General features: G+C 64.6%; 14 protein-coding genes. 2 read left to right on the top strand and 12 right to left on the bottom strand.

From position 1 onward, the window contains the following. Positions 1 to 229: 229 nt before the first annotated feature. Together ftsZ and ftsA are read right to left on the bottom strand one after the other, a co-directional pair. Positions 230 to 1930 carry a cell division protein FtsZ gene (gene ftsZ, locus AB7F49_RS00190; RefSeq protein WP_428519065.1) on the bottom strand — a complete coding sequence of 567 codons (1701 nt, stop codon included), beginning with the start codon at positions 1928 to 1930 and terminating at the stop codon, positions 230 to 232. A gap of 88 nt (positions 1931 to 2018) precedes the next feature. Beyond that, positions 2019 to 3341 (bottom strand): cell division protein FtsA, encoded by a 1323-nt coding sequence (gene ftsA / locus AB7F49_RS00185; RefSeq protein WP_428519063.1) that lies wholly within the window; start codon positions 3339 to 3341, stop codon positions 2019 to 2021. A gap of 485 nt (positions 3342 to 3826) precedes the next feature. Here ftsA and AB7F49_RS00180 point away from each other — a divergent pair, with 485 nt between their 5' ends. Together AB7F49_RS00180 and AB7F49_RS00175 are read left to right on the top strand one after the other, a co-directional pair. Further along, the gene (locus tag AB7F49_RS00180; RefSeq protein ID WP_428519061.1) at positions 3827 to 4861 is read left to right on the top strand and encodes a helix-turn-helix domain-containing protein; all 1035 of its coding nucleotides are present in this window, start codon (positions 3827 to 3829) and stop codon (positions 4859 to 4861) included. Positions 4862 to 4976: 115 nt separating this feature from the next. Then, the gene (locus AB7F49_RS00175) at positions 4977 to 7301 is read left to right on the top strand and encodes an Ig-like domain repeat protein (RefSeq protein ID WP_428519059.1); all 2325 of its coding nucleotides are present in this window, start codon (positions 4977 to 4979) and stop codon (positions 7299 to 7301) included. A gap of 184 nt (positions 7302 to 7485) precedes the next feature. Here the strand turns inward: AB7F49_RS00175 and AB7F49_RS00170 are convergent, their stop codons facing one another. The 10 genes from AB7F49_RS00170 to murD all read right to left on the bottom strand — a co-directional run bounded on the left by AB7F49_RS00170 (position 7486) and on the right by murD (position 17971). Further along, positions 7486 to 8391, bottom strand: a complete 906-nt coding sequence (locus tag AB7F49_RS00170) for a cell division protein FtsQ/DivIB (RefSeq protein ID WP_428519057.1) — start codon at positions 8389 to 8391, stop codon at positions 7486 to 7488. A gap of 580 nt (positions 8392 to 8971) precedes the next feature. Then, on the bottom strand, positions 8972 to 9889 hold the full coding sequence (locus tag AB7F49_RS00165; protein ID WP_428519055.1) for a D-alanine--D-alanine ligase: 918 nt from the start codon (positions 9887 to 9889) through the stop codon (positions 8972 to 8974). After that, positions 9886 to 11085, bottom strand: a complete 1200-nt coding sequence (locus AB7F49_RS00160; protein WP_428519054.1) for an FAD-dependent monooxygenase — start codon at positions 11083 to 11085, stop codon at positions 9886 to 9888. Before AB7F49_RS00160 ends, AB7F49_RS00165 begins: the two co-directional genes overlap by 4 nt. Beyond that, positions 11082 to 11999 carry a UDP-N-acetylmuramate dehydrogenase gene (gene murB, locus AB7F49_RS00155; RefSeq protein WP_428519052.1) on the bottom strand — a complete coding sequence of 306 codons (918 nt, stop codon included), beginning with the start codon at positions 11997 to 11999 and terminating at the stop codon, positions 11082 to 11084. Before murB ends, AB7F49_RS00160 begins: the two co-directional genes overlap by 4 nt. Next, positions 11996 to 12298: a type II toxin-antitoxin system RelE/ParE family toxin gene (locus AB7F49_RS00150; RefSeq protein WP_428519050.1), complete on the bottom strand. Its 303-nt coding sequence runs from the start codon at positions 12296 to 12298 to the stop codon at positions 11996 to 11998. Before AB7F49_RS00150 ends, murB begins: the two co-directional genes overlap by 4 nt. Next, a complete protein-coding gene (locus AB7F49_RS00145; RefSeq protein ID WP_428519048.1) occupies positions 12295 to 12519 on the bottom strand; it encodes an addiction module protein in 225 nt (74 codons plus the stop codon). Before AB7F49_RS00145 ends, AB7F49_RS00150 begins: the two co-directional genes overlap by 4 nt. A gap of 72 nt (positions 12520 to 12591) precedes the next feature. Further along, positions 12592 to 13995, bottom strand: coding sequence for a UDP-N-acetylmuramate--L-alanine ligase (gene murC / locus AB7F49_RS00140; protein WP_428519046.1), 1404 nt, complete (start codon positions 13993 to 13995; stop codon positions 12592 to 12594). A gap of 129 nt (positions 13996 to 14124) precedes the next feature. After that, positions 14125 to 15246 carry an undecaprenyldiphospho-muramoylpentapeptide beta-N-acetylglucosaminyltransferase gene (murG, locus tag AB7F49_RS00135; protein ID WP_428519044.1) on the bottom strand — a complete coding sequence of 374 codons (1122 nt, stop codon included), beginning with the start codon at positions 15244 to 15246 and terminating at the stop codon, positions 14125 to 14127. Between the two features lie 46 nt (positions 15247 to 15292). Next, entirely contained in the window at positions 15293 to 16447 is a 1155-nt protein-coding gene (gene ftsW, locus AB7F49_RS00130) for a putative lipid II flippase FtsW (protein WP_428519042.1), read from the bottom strand. Positions 16448 to 16600: 153 nt separating this feature from the next. Continuing rightward, positions 16601 to 17971 carry a UDP-N-acetylmuramoyl-L-alanine--D-glutamate ligase gene (murD, locus tag AB7F49_RS00125; RefSeq protein WP_428519040.1) on the bottom strand — a complete coding sequence of 457 codons (1371 nt, stop codon included), beginning with the start codon at positions 17969 to 17971 and terminating at the stop codon, positions 16601 to 16603. Positions 17972 to 18031: the final 60 nt, after the last annotated feature.

Genomic DNA, 18031 nt, shown 5'->3' with positions numbered 1-18031 from the left:
TTGATCCGGCCGTATTCGAGCCAGTGACCTGCCTTATTTTTCGAGCGAGCGTTGTAGTTTTGCAACATTGTTGGCATGCAAGCAACGGCTCGACCTATAGCCGCTTTTTGCAACGCACAAACTTTTATGAAAAATCAGTAAGTTAGCGATCTCACAGACGATTTTGGCCGAGATGCAGGGAGCCCCGGCCGAGGCGACCGGGGCTCCCTGAAGATCGATCCGAGGTCGTTCAGTTGGCCTGGCGACGAAGGAACGCCGGGATTTCGAGTTGATCGTCCTCGGAAGAATTATTCACAGGGGCCTGTCGGCCATGCATGTCGAGACCTTGCGGGGCCTGCGGCGCGCGGCGCGCATATTCGGATACCGGATCGCCGGCCGGACGCGACGGCGGCCGCTGGGGCATGCGTGGCGGCATCGGGGGAGCCAACATGTGACGCGGTTCCTGCCGCATCTCCGGCTCTTCGGTTTCCTGCTTCAGACCAAGGCCTGCGGATGCCAACCGCTTGAGTAGCGACATGCGCTGCTTTTCCGGTTCCGGCGACCCGAGTTCCCCCCGCTGAGCCGCGTGAATCTCGCGCTGCGCCTGCGGCGGCAACTCGTCGATTCGGGGCATGCGCGGGCGCTGGGGGACGCGTTCCGGATGCGGCGGGATGAAGTTCCCATAATTTTGCTGCGGCGCAACCGGCTGCGGCGCAGCCGGCTCGACAAATAGCGTCGGCTTCGGCGGTGTCGGACGAATCGTCACATCGTCGAAGGCCATTTCCTGCGCCAGGGCAGCGGCCACCGCAGCCGTGGCAGCAGCATCGATCGACGCCGTGCTGTGAGCCGCAGCCGGCGTGGGAATGGGGGCATGGACGGGCGGGGTTGCGGCCAGCGGTGCGGCGGCAACCGGCGTGGCACGTTCCACGGTGCGCGGAAGCTCCATGGTCGTCCGTTTCACGTTCTCGGCCGGTTTGGCGACCGCCGGCCGGTCGACCCCGGTCGCAACGACGGCGACGCGAATGATCCCTTCGAGACTGTCGTCGAAAGTGGCACCGACGATGATATTGGCATCCTTGTCCACCTCTTCGCGGATGCGGGTCGCGGCCTCGTCGACCTCGTAAAGAGTGAGATCCTTGCCGCCCGTGATAGAGATCAGGAGGCCCTTGGCACCCTTCATGGTATTGTCGTCGATCAGCGGGTTCGCGATCGCCGCTTCCGCAGCGGTGATCGCACGCTTCTCGCCGGAGGCCTCGCCGGTTCCCATCATCGCCTTGCCCATCTCACGCATCACGGCGCGGACGTCGGCGAAGTCGAGATTGATCAGGCCTTCCTTCACCATCAGGTCGGTGACACAGGCAACGCCGGAATAGAGCACGCGGTCCGCCATCGCAAAGGCGTCGGCGAACGTGGTCTTCTCGTTGGCGACCCGGAACAGATTTTGGTTCGGGATGATCAGCAGCGTGTCGACATTCTTCTGCAGTTCGGTGATGCCGCCCTCGGCGTAGCGCATGCGCCGATCGCCTTCGAACTGGAACGGCTTGGTCACCACGCCGACCGTAAGGATGCCCATGTCGCGCGCCACCTTGGCGACCACAGGCGCCGCACCGGTGCCGGTACCGCCGCCCATGCCGGCGGTGACGAACACCATATGCGCACCGTTCAGGTGGTCGCGGATCTCGTCGATCACCTCTTCGGCCGCGGCCTTGCCGACCTCGGGCTGAGAGCCTGCGCCGAGCCCCTCGGTAACCTGCACACCCATCTGTATCTTGCGCGGCGCTCTTGACGAGCCCAGCGCCTGCGCGTCGGTGTTGGCGACGACGAATTCGACGCCTTGCAGGCCGGCGGCGATCATGTTGTTGACCGCGTTGCCGCCGGCCCCGCCCACCCCGAAAACGGTGATCCTGGGCCTCAACTCGCGGATATCCGGAGCTGTGAGATTCACTGTCATGGCTGCCTCTTCCAAACGCGGGCGTGGATAACGTCCCCGCAAGGACCGGTCCGCCGCCGGCCGTCCCGGAGATCCTGCAATCGGGTCATCAGAAGCTCTCTCTCAGCCATTGACCGACCCTCGCGAAATAGCCGCCTGTCCCTGTCATCATCTGCCGCGTTTTCCGCGGTTCGAAATGTTCCAAATGCGCCGCCTGCGGATACACCAGAAGCCCCGCAGCGACCGCGAATGCCGGCCCCTTTGCCGCCTCCGGCAGGCCCGACACGCCGAGCGGCCTGCCGACCCGAACCTGACGTCCGAGAATGCGCGACGCGATGTCCGGCAGCCCCGCAAGCTGACTGGCACCACCGGTCAGGACCACCGTTCCCTGCGGCTCGGCTGCGAACGGGGACGCCAAAAGCCGGTCGCGGATCATCTCGACGATTTCCTCGACGCGCGGCCGGATGAAGGGGACCAGCGCGGCGCGTGAGACGACCTGCGGCGGCTCTCGCGAATCCGAGCTCACAGCGGGCACCGGGATCATATCGCGTTCGTCGCTCATTCCGGACACAACAGTGCCATAGAACGTCTTGATTCGCTCGGCATCCGCGAACCTCGCATTGAGGCCGCGCGCCAGGTCCATGGTGACGTGATACCCGCCGACCGCGAAGCCATCGGCATGGATGAAGCGACCGCCGGAAAACACCGCGAGCGTGGTGGTTCCCGCTCCCATATCCACGACGGCGGCACCGAGATCGGCCTCGTCGTCGGCGAGTGCCGAAAGACCCGCCATATACGGGCCCGCGACCATCGCCTCGACCGAAAGCTGGCCGCGCTCGATCGCGAGCATCAGGTTGCGCGGCGCCGCGGTATCGGCGGTCACGACATGCATGTCGAGGCCGAAATTGCGCGCCAGCATGCCGCGCGGATCGCGGATGCCATGGACCCCGTCGATGGCGTAGCCGAGCGGCAGCGAGTGCAGGACGATGCGGCCTTCGCGTCCGGAATGACGGCTGCCGGCCTGCAGCAGGCGGGCGATGTCGCCATCGCGGATCGACGGACCGGCGACGTCCACCGACGCCGTGAAGCGCTCGCTCGCGAGCCGGCCGGCCGAAACCGAAACGGCCACCGATTCAAGATGCAGGCCCGCGGCCTGTTCGGCGATCTCGACCGCCTGCCGGATCGCGCGATCGGCGGCGTCGAGGTCGGTGATGCTCCCCGCCTTCACGCCATGCGCCTCGGTATGGCCAAATCCGATGACCTCGATCGCATGGCTGCGGCGGCGCAAAACGTCGCGCGCAACGCCCGGCTCCAGTCTTGCGATCAGGCACACCACCTTGCTGGTGCCGATATCCAGCGCCGCGACCAGCGCCGCCCGCCTGGGCGGGATCGGCTTCATCTTGGGCGCGACGCCGAATTGCAGGAGGCTCATGCGTCGCCTCCTAGCCGAAGGCCCCGTACCTTCGGCAGCGATTGAGTGAGACGCCTCCGATCATGCATCGAACAAGCTCGTCGAACCCCGGCGCCGGCAGAACCTCGTGGCAGTTCGGGCGACGGTTTTCCCATGTGCGGACAAGAATCGAACTCCAGACATGCAAGCTCCCAACCTTTCCGTTGCGCGGCAGAAAATCGCGCAGCGTCGCGTCGTGGTCGCCACCGATCTCGGTTTGCGTGAGACCCGCACTGTTGGTGCGCAAGTCGGAACAGCCGACTTGCGGTGGCAGCCTAGAGCGCATCGCGCCCGGTGCCGTCAGTCTTCGGCCGGTTTGGTAAAGTTTTGGTAAAAGTCTAACGGATAGGCCATCCGCTAAAAGAACTGGGCGGTTTGCGGACAGCCGACTTCCGGGTAAAGGTTCCGGCGAACCTTTAGGCGACATCAGGCATCACCATCGGCCGCCCACCATCGCAAAAGCTGTCATGAATGCAGTATCGGTAGAACTACGGCTGGCATCTACCTCGCAATTCGATGCATTCGAGCCGTGGCATGCCTCGTTATCTTCGCAGTTCTTCGATGCCTCACTCATCGGCGAGAATGCGCGTCGCCGGTTCCACGGCAGCGTCACGGGATTCCATCTGGGTGAAGGGCTGATTTTCCGGAGCGCTTCGGTGGCGCATCACCTGCGTCGCGATTCCGCCCTGGTGCGCCGCAGTGGCATCGATCACATCTTGATCGAGCATCAGACCGTGGGGCGACGCAGCGGTGAATTCGGCGGCCACAACGTCGACATCCGGCCCGGCGATGTCAGCATCATCGATCTGGGCCGCCCTGTGGTCGCGCGGGATCGGGACTTTGCCCGCACCAGCCTGATCGTTCCGCGCGACCAGCTACCGCGGCACATCCGCGATCGCGATCTGCACGGCCTCGTGTTCAACGAAGCGCGTCGCGAAACTCAGATGCTTGCTGCGTTGCTGGAGCGCATGATGCAGCGTTCCGCCCAGGCGGATTCGAGCGATATGGATAGTTCCATGCAGGCCGTCTTCACGCTCGTGGACGCGGCAGCCGGCAGCGCACAAACCCGTCTGGCGGAGGCCCTGCGTGGCGCTGGACCTGTACTCTTTCAGATAGCGCAAGGTTACATCGATGCCCGGCTGACGAGCCGCACACTGACCGCAGAGACAGTGGCGAATGCAATGAATCTCTCGCGTGCGACGCTCTATCGGTTGTTTGAAAATCACGGCGGCGTTCGAACCTATATCACCGCACGCCGCCTCGACCGCTGCTTTGAAATCTTTCGCCGGACGCGCGGGCCTGTGTCGATCGGCGAGATCGCCTTTGCACATGGCTTCAACAGCGAAGCACATTTCAGCCGCGCGTTTCGGTTCCGCTTTGGAATGACGCCCCGGGACGCAGTCCAACTCGCCGGAAGTGACGCGCCGCCGGAAGAGAACCTTCTCGGGCCGCTTACGATCATGCCGGACTGGATCCGGCAAATCGGTAGGCGCGCCGCGTAGCAAATTTGCCACAGCCTGCAAATCCGGCTCGCCTCGCCGACTTTGAGACACTGGATCAAATGCTTCCGTACCCGCCCTGCTAGGCTCGGCCGCTGGGCCGTGGGGGCGTGGGAGAATGGTCGGTTCAAGCCTGGGTGGGGTATTGCGCGGGATATTACTGGTCTTCGTCTGGATCGCCCTCCAATTGCCGATCGGCGCGGTCGCAGTCGCGCAGGTGTCTGAAAATAGCGCCACAGCGCTGAGCGCTGCGCCAAGCGCGATTGCTGTCGGACAAACGGTCACACTCACGGCGGCCGTGACCAACCTCGACGCATCCTTTCTTCCTACAGCAACGGTCGTCTTCACCGACCTCAGCACCGGTACGGTTCTGGGCTCGGTGTTTCAGGTTGGTGCGCCTGAGCCGAATACCTATTCGCTGAATGTCACGACGCTCGCGGCCGGCAACCATTCAATCCAGGCCAGCTATAGCGGAGGCAATTACGTCGACGCCGGCGGCATAAACAAAACGGTGCAGCCCAGCGATTCAAATGTCGTAATCGTAACGGTCACCGCGCCGCCGGCGAGCGTTGCGCTGTCCTCCTCGCAAAATCCCAGCCAGGTCGGGCAAGCAGTTACTTTCACCGCCACCGTGACCGGCTTGTCCCCCACCGGCTCCGTCACCTTCCGCGATGGCGCAACCGTGCTCGGGACCGTCGCGCTCAGCGGCGGCCAGGCGAACCTCAGCACCTCCGCACTAGCTGCCGGCAGCCACAGCATCACCGCCGAATATGGCGGCGACGCCAACAATGCCGGCTCGACCTCCGCGCCGCTGAACCAGCAGGTCAACCAGGCCGGCAGCGGCGTGTCGCTCGCCTCCTCGGTCAATCCAAGCATTGTCGGGCAAGCGGTGACATTCACCGCCACGGTGACCGGGGCGTCCCCCACCGGCTCCGTCACCTTCCGCGATGGCGCAACCGTGCTCGGGACCGTCGCGCTCAGCGGCGGCCAGGCGAACCTCAGCACCTCCGCACTAGCTGCCGGCAGCCACGGCATCACCGCCGAATATGGCGGCGACGCCAACAATGCCGGCTCGACCTCCGCGCCGCTGAACCAGCAGGTCAATCAAAAGGTCGCAACCACCGTCGCGCTGTCCTCGTCCAGCAATCCGAGCAAGCCCCGAGAGGCGGTGACATTTACGGCGAGAGTCACCGGAAACGCACCAACGGGAACGGTGACCTTCCGCGATGGCGCTGAGGTGCTCGGCACAGTGACGCTGAATGGCGGCCGCGCGATCTTCACGACATCGTCTCTCGCCACCGGCACACACGCAATGACCGCCTCATATAGCGGCGATGCGGGCAACAATGCGGGCGTCTCGCCCGTCCTGCAACAAGTTGTCTCCATTCCAGCCGACAGCGTGAAACTCCAATCCTTGCAAAACGCTGCAACAAAGCTGGTGGCGCAGACTTCAGGCCAGGCAATCTCCGGCGCGATTCAGGGAGCGATCGCCGACGGCTTTTCCGACGACGCAACGCCGGTGGTAGCGAACGAGAACGGCATGCGGTTCAACTTCGCAGCCGAACCGCGCGCGGAGCAGCGTGTCGGCGGCGCATTCCGGGCGCTGGCTTACGCGAAACCCGGAGCCGACAACGCTTTCAAAGCGCCGCAGCTCCGTCCGCAGGCGAAAGAATGGCTGCCATGGATCGACGTGCGCGGCAGCTTCTGGAAGACGGACAATTGGGCCGATCTCCGGGGCGACCAGATGAACGCCACGGCCGGACTAACACGCCGGATCACACCGGACTTCCTGATCGGCGCCTTCGGCGGCCATGAGTCTTTCGACTATACATCGCAATCGTTAGACGGACGCCTGAAGGGCGACGGCTGGACTGCGGGCGCCTATCTCGGATGGCGCTTTTCGCCGGGACTTCGGATCGAGGCTGCCGCGGCCCGTTCGAATATCGACTATGACGGCGTTGCGGGAACGGCGAGCGGCGTGTTTTCCGGCGAGCGCTGGCTTACCACGGGCGCATTGGTCGGAACCTACCGAATACAGGAATGGAAAATCGAGCCTTCCGCGCGTGTATATGCGCTTTGGGAAAAGGAAGGCGCCTATCTTGACAGCCTCGGCACCCTTCATCCGGAGCGATCTTTTTCGACCGGCCGCGCCAGTGCGGGGTTCAAGATCGGAAAAGAACTACCGTGGTGGCCGGGACTGACGCTGACTCCTCATATCGGTGTCTATGGCGACTACTACTTCGACAACGACGATGCGAACACGCTGGGAGCCGGAATCCTGACGCCGTCGCAGGTCGTAAATGGCTGGTCGGCCCGGGTGATGTCGGGCCTGAGCATGGCAACGCCCGGAGGGGCGAGGCTTTCCCTCGACAGCGAATTTGGCGGTCTGGGTGGTGATCACATACTGGGAATCGTGCGGGGACGGCTGTCGGTTCCGTTCTGAATCCACCTGTCAATCATGCATCCTTGATCACCCAGCCCAGCAGCAACCGCGGTCCAAGCGCGGGCCGCAACGCCAGCAACGCGCGACGCTTCGGCGAAGCCGGAATGGTGTTGATCTCAAGTCAAGCGAGATAGACGCTTGCTATGGATGGAGGAACAGCGAGCCGACGCGGCAGGGAAACGCGTCATGCGTCGCCTCCCTTGCGCTTGCCCGTCTTGTCCTTCAGCGCCTCCGCCCGCGCCGCGGCGGCCTCGTCCGACAGGCGGACGGTGACCCGGTCGCGAATGCGCAGATCGATCGCAACGATATCGCGGGTCAGCAGCTTGCGGTCCCGGTCGAGCGCCATCAGCGCCTCGATCGCCTGAACCGGCTCCGCTTCCGGCAGGCGGATGTCGATGCCGCTCTTCAGACGCAGATTCCAGCGCCGGTCGGCGACCCGCACATAGGCATGAACCTGATCCCGCAACTCCGGATAATTGTTCATCGCGGCGAGAAAGTCCGCGGCCTTCTTGTTGGCGCCGTCGCCGACCATGAGCGGGAGATGCGCGACATGGGGCGCCGCGAAGCGTTCCACGACCGCGCCGTCGCGCGAGATCACCCTGACCCGTCCATTCTTCTGCCAGAGCGCGAAAGCGCGCCGCTCGGTCACGGCGATATGCAACCGGTCCGGAAACAGCTTCAGGATGGTCGCATCCGCGATCCAGGGGTTGGCCTTCAGCCGCGCCCGCGCCTCGTCCGCATCCAGGAATAGCAGCGAGGCACGGCCCGAAATTCCGGCGATGTTGAGAATGTCCTCACGCGAAAGCTGCTTCTCGCCGGTCAGCGCAATGGAGGCGATCTGAAACCCCGCGGCATTGGCCGCGGCGTCGCGAATGTCGGCGAGTTCCGCGCCGACTGCATCCGCATGCCCGCCCTTGACAATACCGTAGGTCACGCTTGCAAGAACCATGACGAACACCGCGAGCGTACCGGCGCCCCGCGGCAGCCGCTCGATCGCGGTCGACAGGCGCCGCCACCAGCGGCGGCCGCGCCGCGCATCGGTGCGTCGTGTCCCGGGCCGGGTGATGCGGTCGCGATCGGCCATCGCCATCAACCCCTGCGCCGGGGTTCGCCGCGCGCTGCAAGGCGCGGGGCGTCAATGTCACGCCGGCGATGGTGTCGCCCCAAAGACACGAAAAGACCTCCGTCCCCCTCGCTGTCGTCCAGCGAAATCCGTGCGCATCGCGCGCAGCGCCATTGGCAGCCTAGAACGCGATGCACCTGCCGGGTCAGTCTTCGGCCGGTCTGGTAAAGCTTTGGTAAAAGTTTAACGGATGGTGTTGCGGCGATCGAAAAGTGGTGCCGAGATGCCCGCTGAGGCGCTTCTGCGCCGACGGCGAGCGCTGGCGCGGTGGGGGCAAAGTTCCCAAGCAGGATGTTCGAAGGCCTCATCTGACGGGCGGGCGGCGGCTCGCCTGAGCGGCTCGACGCTGGTCTGGGCGGTGACGGAGCTGACAGGCTGTGCGTGGCAGGGGCCGCGGATATGGGCGCTGTGAGGCAGCGTGCCCCGGACGCGGTGCAGCACGAAGCGAAGCGAAGTGATGCGCCGCAGAGCCGGGGCCTATCGTCACGATGGGTCCGGTTCAGCAGCGTACCGCTTTCACGCTGCGCTGCGCCCGGGACATGAGAGCTCACCGGTTCAGCGACGCGTCCTCGATCATCCAGCTGATCAGGTCCTCGAACGACATGCCGGCATGGGCGGCAAGCTCGGGCACCAGCGAGGTCTGCGTCATGCCCGGTATGGTGTTGACCTCGAGGCAGACCAGTCCGTCGACACCGCGAGAATCGTCAAAACGGAAATCGGCGCGGGTCACGCCGCGGCAGCCGAGCGCGTCATTCGCCATCACGGTGTAGCGCTGCACCGCGCGCGTGACGTCATCGGGGATCTGCGCCGGCAGCACATGCTCGGAGCCGCCCGGCGCATATTTGGCCTCGTAATCGTAGAACTTCACTTTCGGCACGATCTCGATCACCCCGGTGGCCTGCCCCTTCACCACCGCGCAGGTGAGCTCCTTGCCGGGGATGTAGGTTTCGCACAGCACGATCTCGCCGAACGCCCAGTCCTCGCGGAACAATTCCTGCGGAGGGTGTTCGTGCTTGTCGGTGACGATGAATACGCCGACGCTTGAGCCTTCCGCGATCGGCTTGATCACGTAGGGCCGCGGCAATGCATGCGCCTTGCCGGCCGCAAAGCGTGAGATCGCCATGCCCTGCGGCACCGGCACGCCGGCGGCGGCGAGCATGACTTTTGCCGCATCCTTCTTCATCGCCAGCGACGAGGCCTGCACGCCGGAATGGGTGTAGGGGATGCCGAGGATTTCGAGGATGCCCTGGATGGTGCCGTCCTCGCCCGGCCGCCCGTGCAGGATGTTGAAGGCGACATCGGGCTTCAGTTCGTCGAGCACGGTCGCGATGTTGCGCGCGACGTCGACGCGAGTGACGCGATAGCCGGCGCGTTCGGCGGCATCGGCGCAGGCGTTGCCGGACCACAGCGATACCTCGCGCTCCGACGACCAGCCGCCCATCAGGAATGCAACATGCTTTGTCATGCGGCCTCTTTCTTTGCGGGAAGTTGGAAGCCGTCATAGAGCCAGGCGACGCAGTCGAACATCTCCTGCTCGGTCTTCTTCTCCCAGGTCTCGCGCATGACTTCGCGCTCGAGCCCGCCGACGTGATACCAGTTGTCCCAGTAATAGCGCGATTCGTATTGCACCCGCGCGGTGCGCAGATAGCGCGCGTTCACATACCGGGTGAACGCGGCCTCGATCTGATTGCCGGATGTGCCGTCGAGCAGTTCGGCAAGACACACCGCGTCCTCGATCGCCATGCAGGCGCCCTGCGCGAGACTCTGCAATGTCGGATGCGCGGCGTCGCCGAGCAGCGTGACGCGGCCGCGGCTCCAGTGCCGGATCGGGTCGCGATCATGGGAAACCCAGCCACGCCGCGACAGATCCATCATCCCCCACAGCTTCTTCATGGTCGGATGCGAATCGCGATAGACGCGCGCCAAGTCCGGATGCGGGCTGTCGGTATCGGTCGGCGCCATGTCCAGCGTCCTGAACACGGTGACGACATTGAACAGCGTGTGCTCGCGCAGCGGATAATGGACGATGTGAAATCCGTCCCCCGACCACATCACCACATTGTCGGTATCGACGTCGAAATTGACCTCGCCCATCGGCACGATGGTGCGGTGCGCGACATAGCCGAGCGTGCGCGGCGGGCCTTCGTCGGTCATCTGCTGGCGGATGGTGGAGCGGATGCCGTCGGCGCCGATCAGCGCCGCGCCCTCGAACCGACGCCCGTCCGCAAGTTCGACGCGCACGCGGTCGCCGATATCCTCGAACGACCTGACCGCGCTGTTGGAAAGCATCCGGACATTGGGCAGCGCGCGGCACGCATCCAGCAGCACCTGATGCAGGTCAACGCGATGGATCACGACATACGGCTTCTTGAAACGTCGAAGAAAGGAATCCCCGGTCGGAATGCGGGTTATCACGCCGCCGTCGATCCAGTCATACATCACCAGCGACTTCGGCCGCAGCGCAACCGCCAGAACCGCATCGGCGACACCCAGCCGGTCCAGCATCCAGAACACGTTGGGGCCGAGCTGAATGCCGAAGCCGATCACTCCGAATTCCTCTGCCTCTTCCAGCACGAGGACATCGAAGCCCTTGCGTCCCAGCGCCAGCGCGGTCATGGCGCCGCCCAGTCCGGCCCCGACGACGATGATGGGCTCATTCATCCCGCCACTCCAATCCGCTTGATTTCCCAGTCGAGCGTCACGCCGGACATCTCTTTCACGCGCTTGCGCACGGTCTCGCCCAGCGTCTCGATGTCGGACGCGGTCGCATTACCGCGATTGATCAGAAAGTTGCAATGCATCTCGGAGACCTGCGCACCCCCCACCACGAGTCCGCGGCAGCCGGCGCCGTCGATCAATTGCCACGCTTTCCGGCCGGGCGGGTTCTTGAAGGTCGATCCGCCGGTGCGGCTCTTGATCGGCTGCGTCGCCTCCCGCGACTCGGTGATCGTGTCCATTTCGGCGGCGATCGTGTCGCGGTCGCCGGGCTGGCCTTCGAACAGCGCCTGCGTGAAGATCACATCATCCGGCGCGCCGCAATGGCGGTAGGTGTAATGCATGTCGGCATTGCCGTAGACGCGGATATTGCCCTGCCGGTCGACGCCGCGGGCCTCGACCAGCGCGTCCCTTGTCTCGCGGCCATAGGCGCCGCCGTTCATCCGCAGCGCGCCCCCGATCCCACCGGGAATTCCGCGATAGAACGACAGTCCCGAAAGACCGGCCTCCTGCGCCGCGCGCGCGACTTTGACGTCGGGCACCGCGGTGCCGGTGCGGATGCGCATGCCCTCCACCGTCACCTCGCTGAAGCCGCGACCGAGCCGGATCACGACCCCCGGCACACCACCATCACGGACGATCAGGTTCGAGCCGAGACCGATGACGATGACGGGAATCTCGGCGGGCAACTCACTGAGAAAATACGCGAGATCGCTTTCGTCCTCCGGCATGAACAGCACCTGCGCGGGTCCGCCGACCCGAAACCAGGTGAGTTCGGCGAGCGGCTGGTTGGCCAGCAGCCGCCCGCGCAGGTCCGGCATGCGCGATTTCAGGTCAGGCGTGACGTCAAGAAAGGTCATGGCTTGATGCGATTACGCCATTCTGAAGGGTTGCGGCGGCCGTGAAAACAAGAAGCGATCACAACTGTGCCCGGTGCGGTCCAGTACAGGAGGCCGTGCGGAAAACGCGTCAAGGGCGCACGTCGCAAATCTCCATCGACGACCTGATACTGAAGAGGATTGTTGCCCAGTTTCACGATAGCCGCTTCATTGGCATCGTTGAATCGCTTCGCGACTTGAGGATTTTCTTTCGCGTACCAAGCCGCCGCTTCCGACAGTTCTACTTCGGCGTCCGGAAGAAGGACAACAGTCCGACTCATCCAAAGCGAGCCCGAAGCCGCTCAAGAACACTTTCAGCCGGGATCGCAATCGCAGGATTGCGACGATATTCCTCAAGACGTCTCCGAGCTTCTGCCAATTGCTCCGGAGTCGGCATCCAGTCGACGTCTTCAATGATACTGATCCGCAAATCCTCGCCCAGCTTCACCCGTTCGTCGGGTGGCAGACGCAACACTTCCGCTCTGAACGCGTCCTTATTCATGTCGTCTTCTCCGCCGACGCCGCGAAAAGTAAGACTTTCGATCGCGCACGGCAACCTCTGAAAGCATCTCTCTCACCCCAGCGCCTGCAACTCGCCCGGCAGCGCATAAGCCCATTGCGTGATGTTGCCGGCGCCGAGACACACGACCATGTCGCCCGGCTTCGCGATGCCGCGGATCATGGTCGCAAGCCGCTCCGAACTTTCCAGCGCGGAGACGTTGCGGTGGCCGCGTGCGCGGATGCCCATCATCAGATGATCGCGATCGATATCCTTGATCGGCAGTTCGCCCGCCGAATACACATCGGCGACGATCACCGCGTCGGCGTCGTTGAAACAGGTGCAGAACTGCTCGAACAATTCCTTCAGCCGGGTGTAGCGATGCGGCTGTACCACCGCGATGATGCGTCCTTCGTTCGACTCGCGTGCGGCACGCAGCACGGCCGCGATCTCCACCGGGTGATGCCCGTAATCGTCGATGACGGTGACGCCGTTCCATTCGCCCGTGCGGGTGAATCTTCGCTTGACCCCGCCGAAGGATGCGATCGCGTTGCGGATCGTGTCGTCCGGCACCAGCAATTCGTGCGCGACCGCGATCGCCGCGGTGGCATTGAGCGCGTTGTGACGGCCCGGCATCGGCAGCGTCAATCCATCAATGACGTGCTCGACCTGCGCGTCGCGGCCCCGGAACGCCACGGAAAAATGGGAAACACCGCCCTTGTGACTGAGCCCGACCAGCCGCGCATCGGCTTGCGGATTTTCGCCATAGGTGATGATGCGCCGGTCCTCGATGCGTCCCACCAGCGCCTGGACCTGCGCATGATCCGTGCACATCACGGCAAAGCCATAGAACGGCACGTTTTCCACAAAGGCCTTGAACGCCTCCTTCACGGCATCGAAGGTCTTGAAGTGATCGAGATGCTCGGGATCGACATTGGTCACGATCGCGACGTCGGCCGGCAGCTTCAGGAAGGTGCCGTCGGATTCATCGGCCTCGACCACCATCCAGTCGCCGGCGCCGAGCCGCGCGTTGGTGCCGTAGGCATTGATGATGCCGCCATTGATCACGGTCGGATCGAGCCCGCCGGCATCGAGCAAGGTTGCGACCATCGAGGTGGTGGTGGTCTTGCCGTGGGTACCGGCAATCGCCACGGCCGATTTCAGGCGCATCAGTTCGGCAAGCATCTCGGCACGGCGCACGATCGGCAGGCGCTTGGCGCGGGCCGCGATCAATTCGGGATTGTCGCGCTTGATCGCTGACGATACCACAACCACGCTAGCGCCATCGACATTCTTGGCATCATGACCGACCGCGACCTTGATGTTCTTGTCGCGCAGCCGCCTGACATTGGCGCTCTCGGAGACATCGGACCCGGTCACCGTGTAATCGAGATTTGCCAGCACCTCGGCAATGCCGCTCATGCCAATGCCCCCGATCCCGACGAAATGGATCGAGCCAAGATCGCGCGGCAATTTCATGAATGGGCCCCCGGATTGCAGTTCGTCAGTCTTCCGCTCATTCCCGCAAAAGCGGGAATCCAGCACATTGCAAGGTCTGGGTCCCCGCCTTCGCGGGGACGAGCGACCTCTCCCCTCGCAGCAAAATCCCTAAGCCGCAACCCGGGCAACCTTCAACACCAGATCGGCCAGCCGGTCGGCGGCGTCAAGCACCCCGATGCCCCTGGAGCGAGCCGCCATGGTGGCGAGCCGGTCCGGATCGGCCGCCAGCGCATCGATGTCGGAGGCCAAGCGGTCCGGCGTGAAGTCCTTCTGCAGGATCCGGATGGCACCGCCGGCCTTCTCCAGCACCGAAGCGTTCGCCGCCTGATCCTGATCGAGCGCATGCGGCAGCGGCACGAGAATGCCCGGCCGCCCGATGGCACTGAGTTCCGCCACGGTCCCCGCGCCCGAGCGCGACACCACGAGGTGGCTCGCCGCCATGCGCGCGGGAAGGTCCGTGAAAAAGGGCGCGATCTCATGGGCCACCTGCGCGCGCGCATAGATATCGCGGACACGTGACATGTCCTCCTCGCGGACCTGCTGCACGATCTTCAGCCGCATCTGCAGATGCGGCGGAAGCTTCGCCACCGCCGGCGGCACGATATCGGCCATGATGCTTGCGCCCTGGCTGCCGCCGAACACCAGAATGCGAAGCGGGCCATTGGGCTCCACCGGCGCGAACGGGGTATCGGCCGCCGCGATCACCGCCGGTCGCAGCGGATTGCCGATGCAGGTGGTCTTGATCGCCAGCGCCTTGTCCTTGTCGGTGACGCCGGCGAAGCCGGTGGCAATGGCGCTGACGCGCGCGGCGAGGAACCGGTTGGCGCGGCCCATCACCGCGTTCTGCTCATGCAGGACAGTCGGTATCTTCAAGAGGGTCGCGGCGAAGACCGGCGGCACCGAGGGATAGCCGCCGAAGCCGACCACCACCGACGGTTTCACCTTGCGCACGATCATCAATGCCCTGAACATCCCGTGGGCCAACGTCGCTCCGGTGCGCAGGATCGAGATCGGGTCGCGACCGCGAAAGGTTGCGCTCGGCACCACGACCATCGACTTGAAATGCTCGCCGTATTTCGCGGCGCGGTTGTCGGTCGCAAGCATTGTGGCGATGCCGCGCCTGGCGAGCGCGGCGCTCAGCGACTCGGCGGGAAACAGGTGTCCGCCGGTGCCGCCGGCGGCGACCATGACGAGGGGAGATGTCGGGGAAATGTCCTGGCCTTGGGTCATGCCGCTACTTTAGGGGGCGATGCGCGAAGCACCAAGCTCCACTCATTCAGGCCGCCCGCGGCGCCGGCACCATCCCGCCGCGGCGGCCGAATTGCTCTGCCTGCGGCCGCTCGCGGGTGAGCGCCAGCACCATCCCCATGCCATAGGCGAGCGACAGCAGCGATGAGCCGCCATAGGAGATGAACGGCAATGTCATGCCCTTGGCCGGGATCAGGTGCAGATTCACCGCCATGTTGATCGCGGACTGGGTGCCGAACAGGATCGCGAGTCCCGCCGCGGCATAGCGTACGAATGCATCCTGCGCAGCCATCGCATGCGACAAGACCCGGATCACGATGAAGGCGAACAATCCGACCACGATCAGGCACAGGACGATGCCGAATTCCTCGGCTGCCACCGCGAAGATGAAGTCGGCATGGCTGTCCGGCAGGATGCGCTTCACCGTGCCCTCGCCGGGCCCCTGCCCGAACCAGCCGCCCCGCATGAACGACTCCACCGCATTGTCGACCTGGAAGGTATCGCCGGAGGACGGGTCCACGAACCGCTTCAGGCGGCGCGCCACATGCGGCACCGTGAGATAGGCGGCCCCAAGCCCCGCGATCGCGGTACCGGCAAGGCCGGCGACCCAGATCAGGCGCATGCCCGCCATGAAGAACAGCGAGCCCCAGACCATCGCGATCAGCATGGTCTGGCCGACATCCGGCTGTAGCATCAGCAGGGTGACGACGCAGCCGAGCAAGGCGAGCGCCAGGGTATTGGCCGGCATGTCGGGCTTGCGCGCGGATTCGGCGAACAGCCAGGCGATCAGGACCACGAAGGCGGGCTTGACGAACTCGGAGGGCTGGATGTTGACGCCGAGCAGCACGATCCAGCGCCGCGCGCCCTTGATCTCGGTGCCGAAGACGAGCGTCCCCGCCAGCAGCACCATGCTGACGACGAACACCACCAGGGCCAGCCGCCGGATCTGATGCGGCGACAGCAGCGAGGTGCCGAGCATGATGGCGATGGCCGGCAGCAGATAGAGAATCTGCCGGTTCACGAAATGGAACGGGTCGAGCCCGAGCTTGGTGGCGACCGGCGAACTCGCGCCCAGCAGGAGAATGATCCCGGCCAGCATCAGCGCACCCAGCGCCGCCAGCATCAGCCGGTCGATGGTCCACCACCAGACCGCAAAAGGCGTCAGCTGCGTGCGCGAGATCATGAGGGCCCCCGAAGGATCAAAGTCACCCGTCGAGGTTTAGGTTTGATTAATGCTGTCGCCCGCGCGAAGGCGGGGGGCCCATAACCACGCCTCTGGAATATGGGTCCCGCTTTCGCGGGGACGACACAGCGAGCGAGCCGGGGTGGCTGACGGCTATAGCAGCCCCTGCACCAGTTCGCGGAACCGATTGCCGCGCACCTCGAAATTCGGGAACTGGTCGAACGAGGCGCAGGCCGGCGACAGCAGCACCACCGCCGGCTTGCCCGCAGCGGCTGCATCGCGTGCCGCATGATCGAGCGCAACGTCCAGCGTTTCGGCGATGTCGCAAGGCACCTTCCCGCTCAGGGTTTGGGCGAAGTCCGGCGCAGCCCTGCCGATCAGATAGGCTTTCGCGATGCGCGGGAAGAATTCGGCCAGCCCGGCAATGCCGCCTTCCTTGGGCAGCCCGCCGGCAATCCAGTAGATGTTGTCGAACGAGGCCAGCGCCTTTGCCGCGGAATCGGCGTTGGTGGCCTTGGAATCGTTGATGAACAGCACCGCGCCCTTCCGCCCGATCTCCTCCATGCGATGCGCGAGACCGGGAAACGTGCGCAGGCCCTGCCGCAGCGTCTCGTCGTCGACGCCGAGCGCCGAACACGAAGCGAAGGCCGCGACCGCATTCTGCATGTTGTGGCTGCCGCGCAGCGAGCCGATGCCGGTGAGATCGGCGATATCCTCGGCCTCGGATGCGCCGGTGCGGTAGATGTTGCGCTCGCCGCCGACATAGCCGTGGGGGACGATGCGGTTGATCGAGATCGGCACGACCTCGCGCTGCATCGCGGCGAGATTTTTCGCCATGCCGCGTCCGTATTCGTCGTCAACGCCGATGATGCGCACCTTGGCGCGGCCGAGAATGCGGCTCTTGACTGCCGCATAGTGTTCGATGGTGCCGTGCCGGTCGATATGGTCGGGCGTGACATTGAGCATGATGCCAATGGTCGGATCGATCGAGGGCGCGAGGTCAAGCTGATAGGACGAGCATTCGATCACGTAGTGGCGCGCGGCTGCGGGCGGTTCTAGCTGCAGCACCGGGACGCCGATATTGCCGCCCATCTGCACGTCGCGGCCGGCATGGCGGAGAAGATGCGCAATGAGTGCGGTGGTGGTCGACTTGCCGTTGGTCCCGGTGATGGCGACGAACGGCGCATCGGGCGCATGCGCGCGCCGCTCGCGGCAGAACAATTCGACATCGCCGATGATTTCGACGCCTGCGTTGGTTGCAAGCTTTGCCGACCAGTGCGGATCGGGATGCGTCAGCGGCACGCCCGGTGTCAGGACCAGCGCCGATATCCCGGACCAGTCGATGCCGCGCAGGTCCGCGGTGCCGACCCTCGCCTGCGTTGCCTGCGCCACCTTGTTGGCGTCATCATCGAACGCGATGACATCGGCGCCGCCGGCGATCAGCGCCTGGCAGGTGGCGAGTCCCGATCCGCCGAGGCCGAAGACGGCGACCGTCTTGCCGGCGAAGGTGGTGACGGGGATCATGACATCGCGCTCCGCACACGCGGTGTGCTCCCTCCCCCCTTGCTGGGGAGGGTTGGGGAG

The organism is Pseudorhodoplanes sp., assembly GCF_050250235.1.
Lineage (GTDB): Bacteria > Pseudomonadota > Alphaproteobacteria > Rhizobiales > Xanthobacteraceae > Pseudorhodoplanes.
The sequence above is the reverse complement of the archived record's forward strand: the minus strand, read 5'-3'. Positions and strand labels throughout refer to the sequence as shown.

What these genes read in the sequence shown, in the direction of transcription:
- AB7F49_RS00170 (WP_428519057.1), bottom strand. Translation starts at nt 8,391, where the DNA reads ATGGCGATGGCCGATCGCGACCGCATCACCCGGCCCGGGACACGACGC.
- AB7F49_RS00160 (WP_428519054.1), bottom strand. Translation starts at nt 11,085, where the DNA reads ATGAATGAGCCCATCATCGTCGTCGGGGCCGGACTGGGCGGCGCCATG.
- murD (WP_428519040.1), bottom strand. Translation starts at nt 17,971, where the DNA reads ATGATCCCCGTCACCACCTTCGCCGGCAAGACGGTCGCCGTCTTCGGC.
- murB (WP_428519052.1), bottom strand. Translation starts at nt 11,999, where the DNA reads ATGACCTTTCTTGACGTCACGCCTGACCTGAAATCGCGCATGCCGGAC.
- AB7F49_RS00175 (WP_428519059.1), top strand. Translation starts at nt 4,977, where the DNA reads ATGGTCGGTTCAAGCCTGGGTGGGGTATTGCGCGGGATATTACTGGTC.
- ftsA (WP_428519063.1), bottom strand. Translation starts at nt 3,341, where the DNA reads ATGAGCCTCCTGCAATTCGGCGTCGCGCCCAAGATGAAGCCGATCCCG.
- ftsW (WP_428519042.1), bottom strand. Translation starts at nt 16,447, where the DNA reads ATGATCTCGCGCACGCAGCTGACGCCTTTTGCGGTCTGGTGGTGGACC.
- AB7F49_RS00165 (WP_428519055.1), bottom strand. Translation starts at nt 9,889, where the DNA reads ATGACAAAGCATGTTGCATTCCTGATGGGCGGCTGGTCGTCGGAGCGC.
- ftsZ (WP_428519065.1), bottom strand. Translation starts at nt 1,930, where the DNA reads ATGACAGTGAATCTCACAGCTCCGGATATCCGCGAGTTGAGGCCCAGG.
- AB7F49_RS00180 (WP_428519061.1), top strand. Translation starts at nt 3,827, where the DNA reads ATGAATGCAGTATCGGTAGAACTACGGCTGGCATCTACCTCGCAATTC.
- murC (WP_428519046.1), bottom strand. Translation starts at nt 13,995, where the DNA reads ATGAAATTGCCGCGCGATCTTGGCTCGATCCATTTCGTCGGGATCGGG.
- AB7F49_RS00150 (WP_428519050.1), bottom strand. Translation starts at nt 12,298, where the DNA reads ATGAGTCGGACTGTTGTCCTTCTTCCGGACGCCGAAGTAGAACTGTCG.
- AB7F49_RS00145 (WP_428519048.1), bottom strand. Translation starts at nt 12,519, where the DNA reads ATGAATAAGGACGCGTTCAGAGCGGAAGTGTTGCGTCTGCCACCCGAC.
- murG (WP_428519044.1), bottom strand. Translation starts at nt 15,246, where the DNA reads ATGACCCAAGGCCAGGACATTTCCCCGACATCTCCCCTCGTCATGGTC.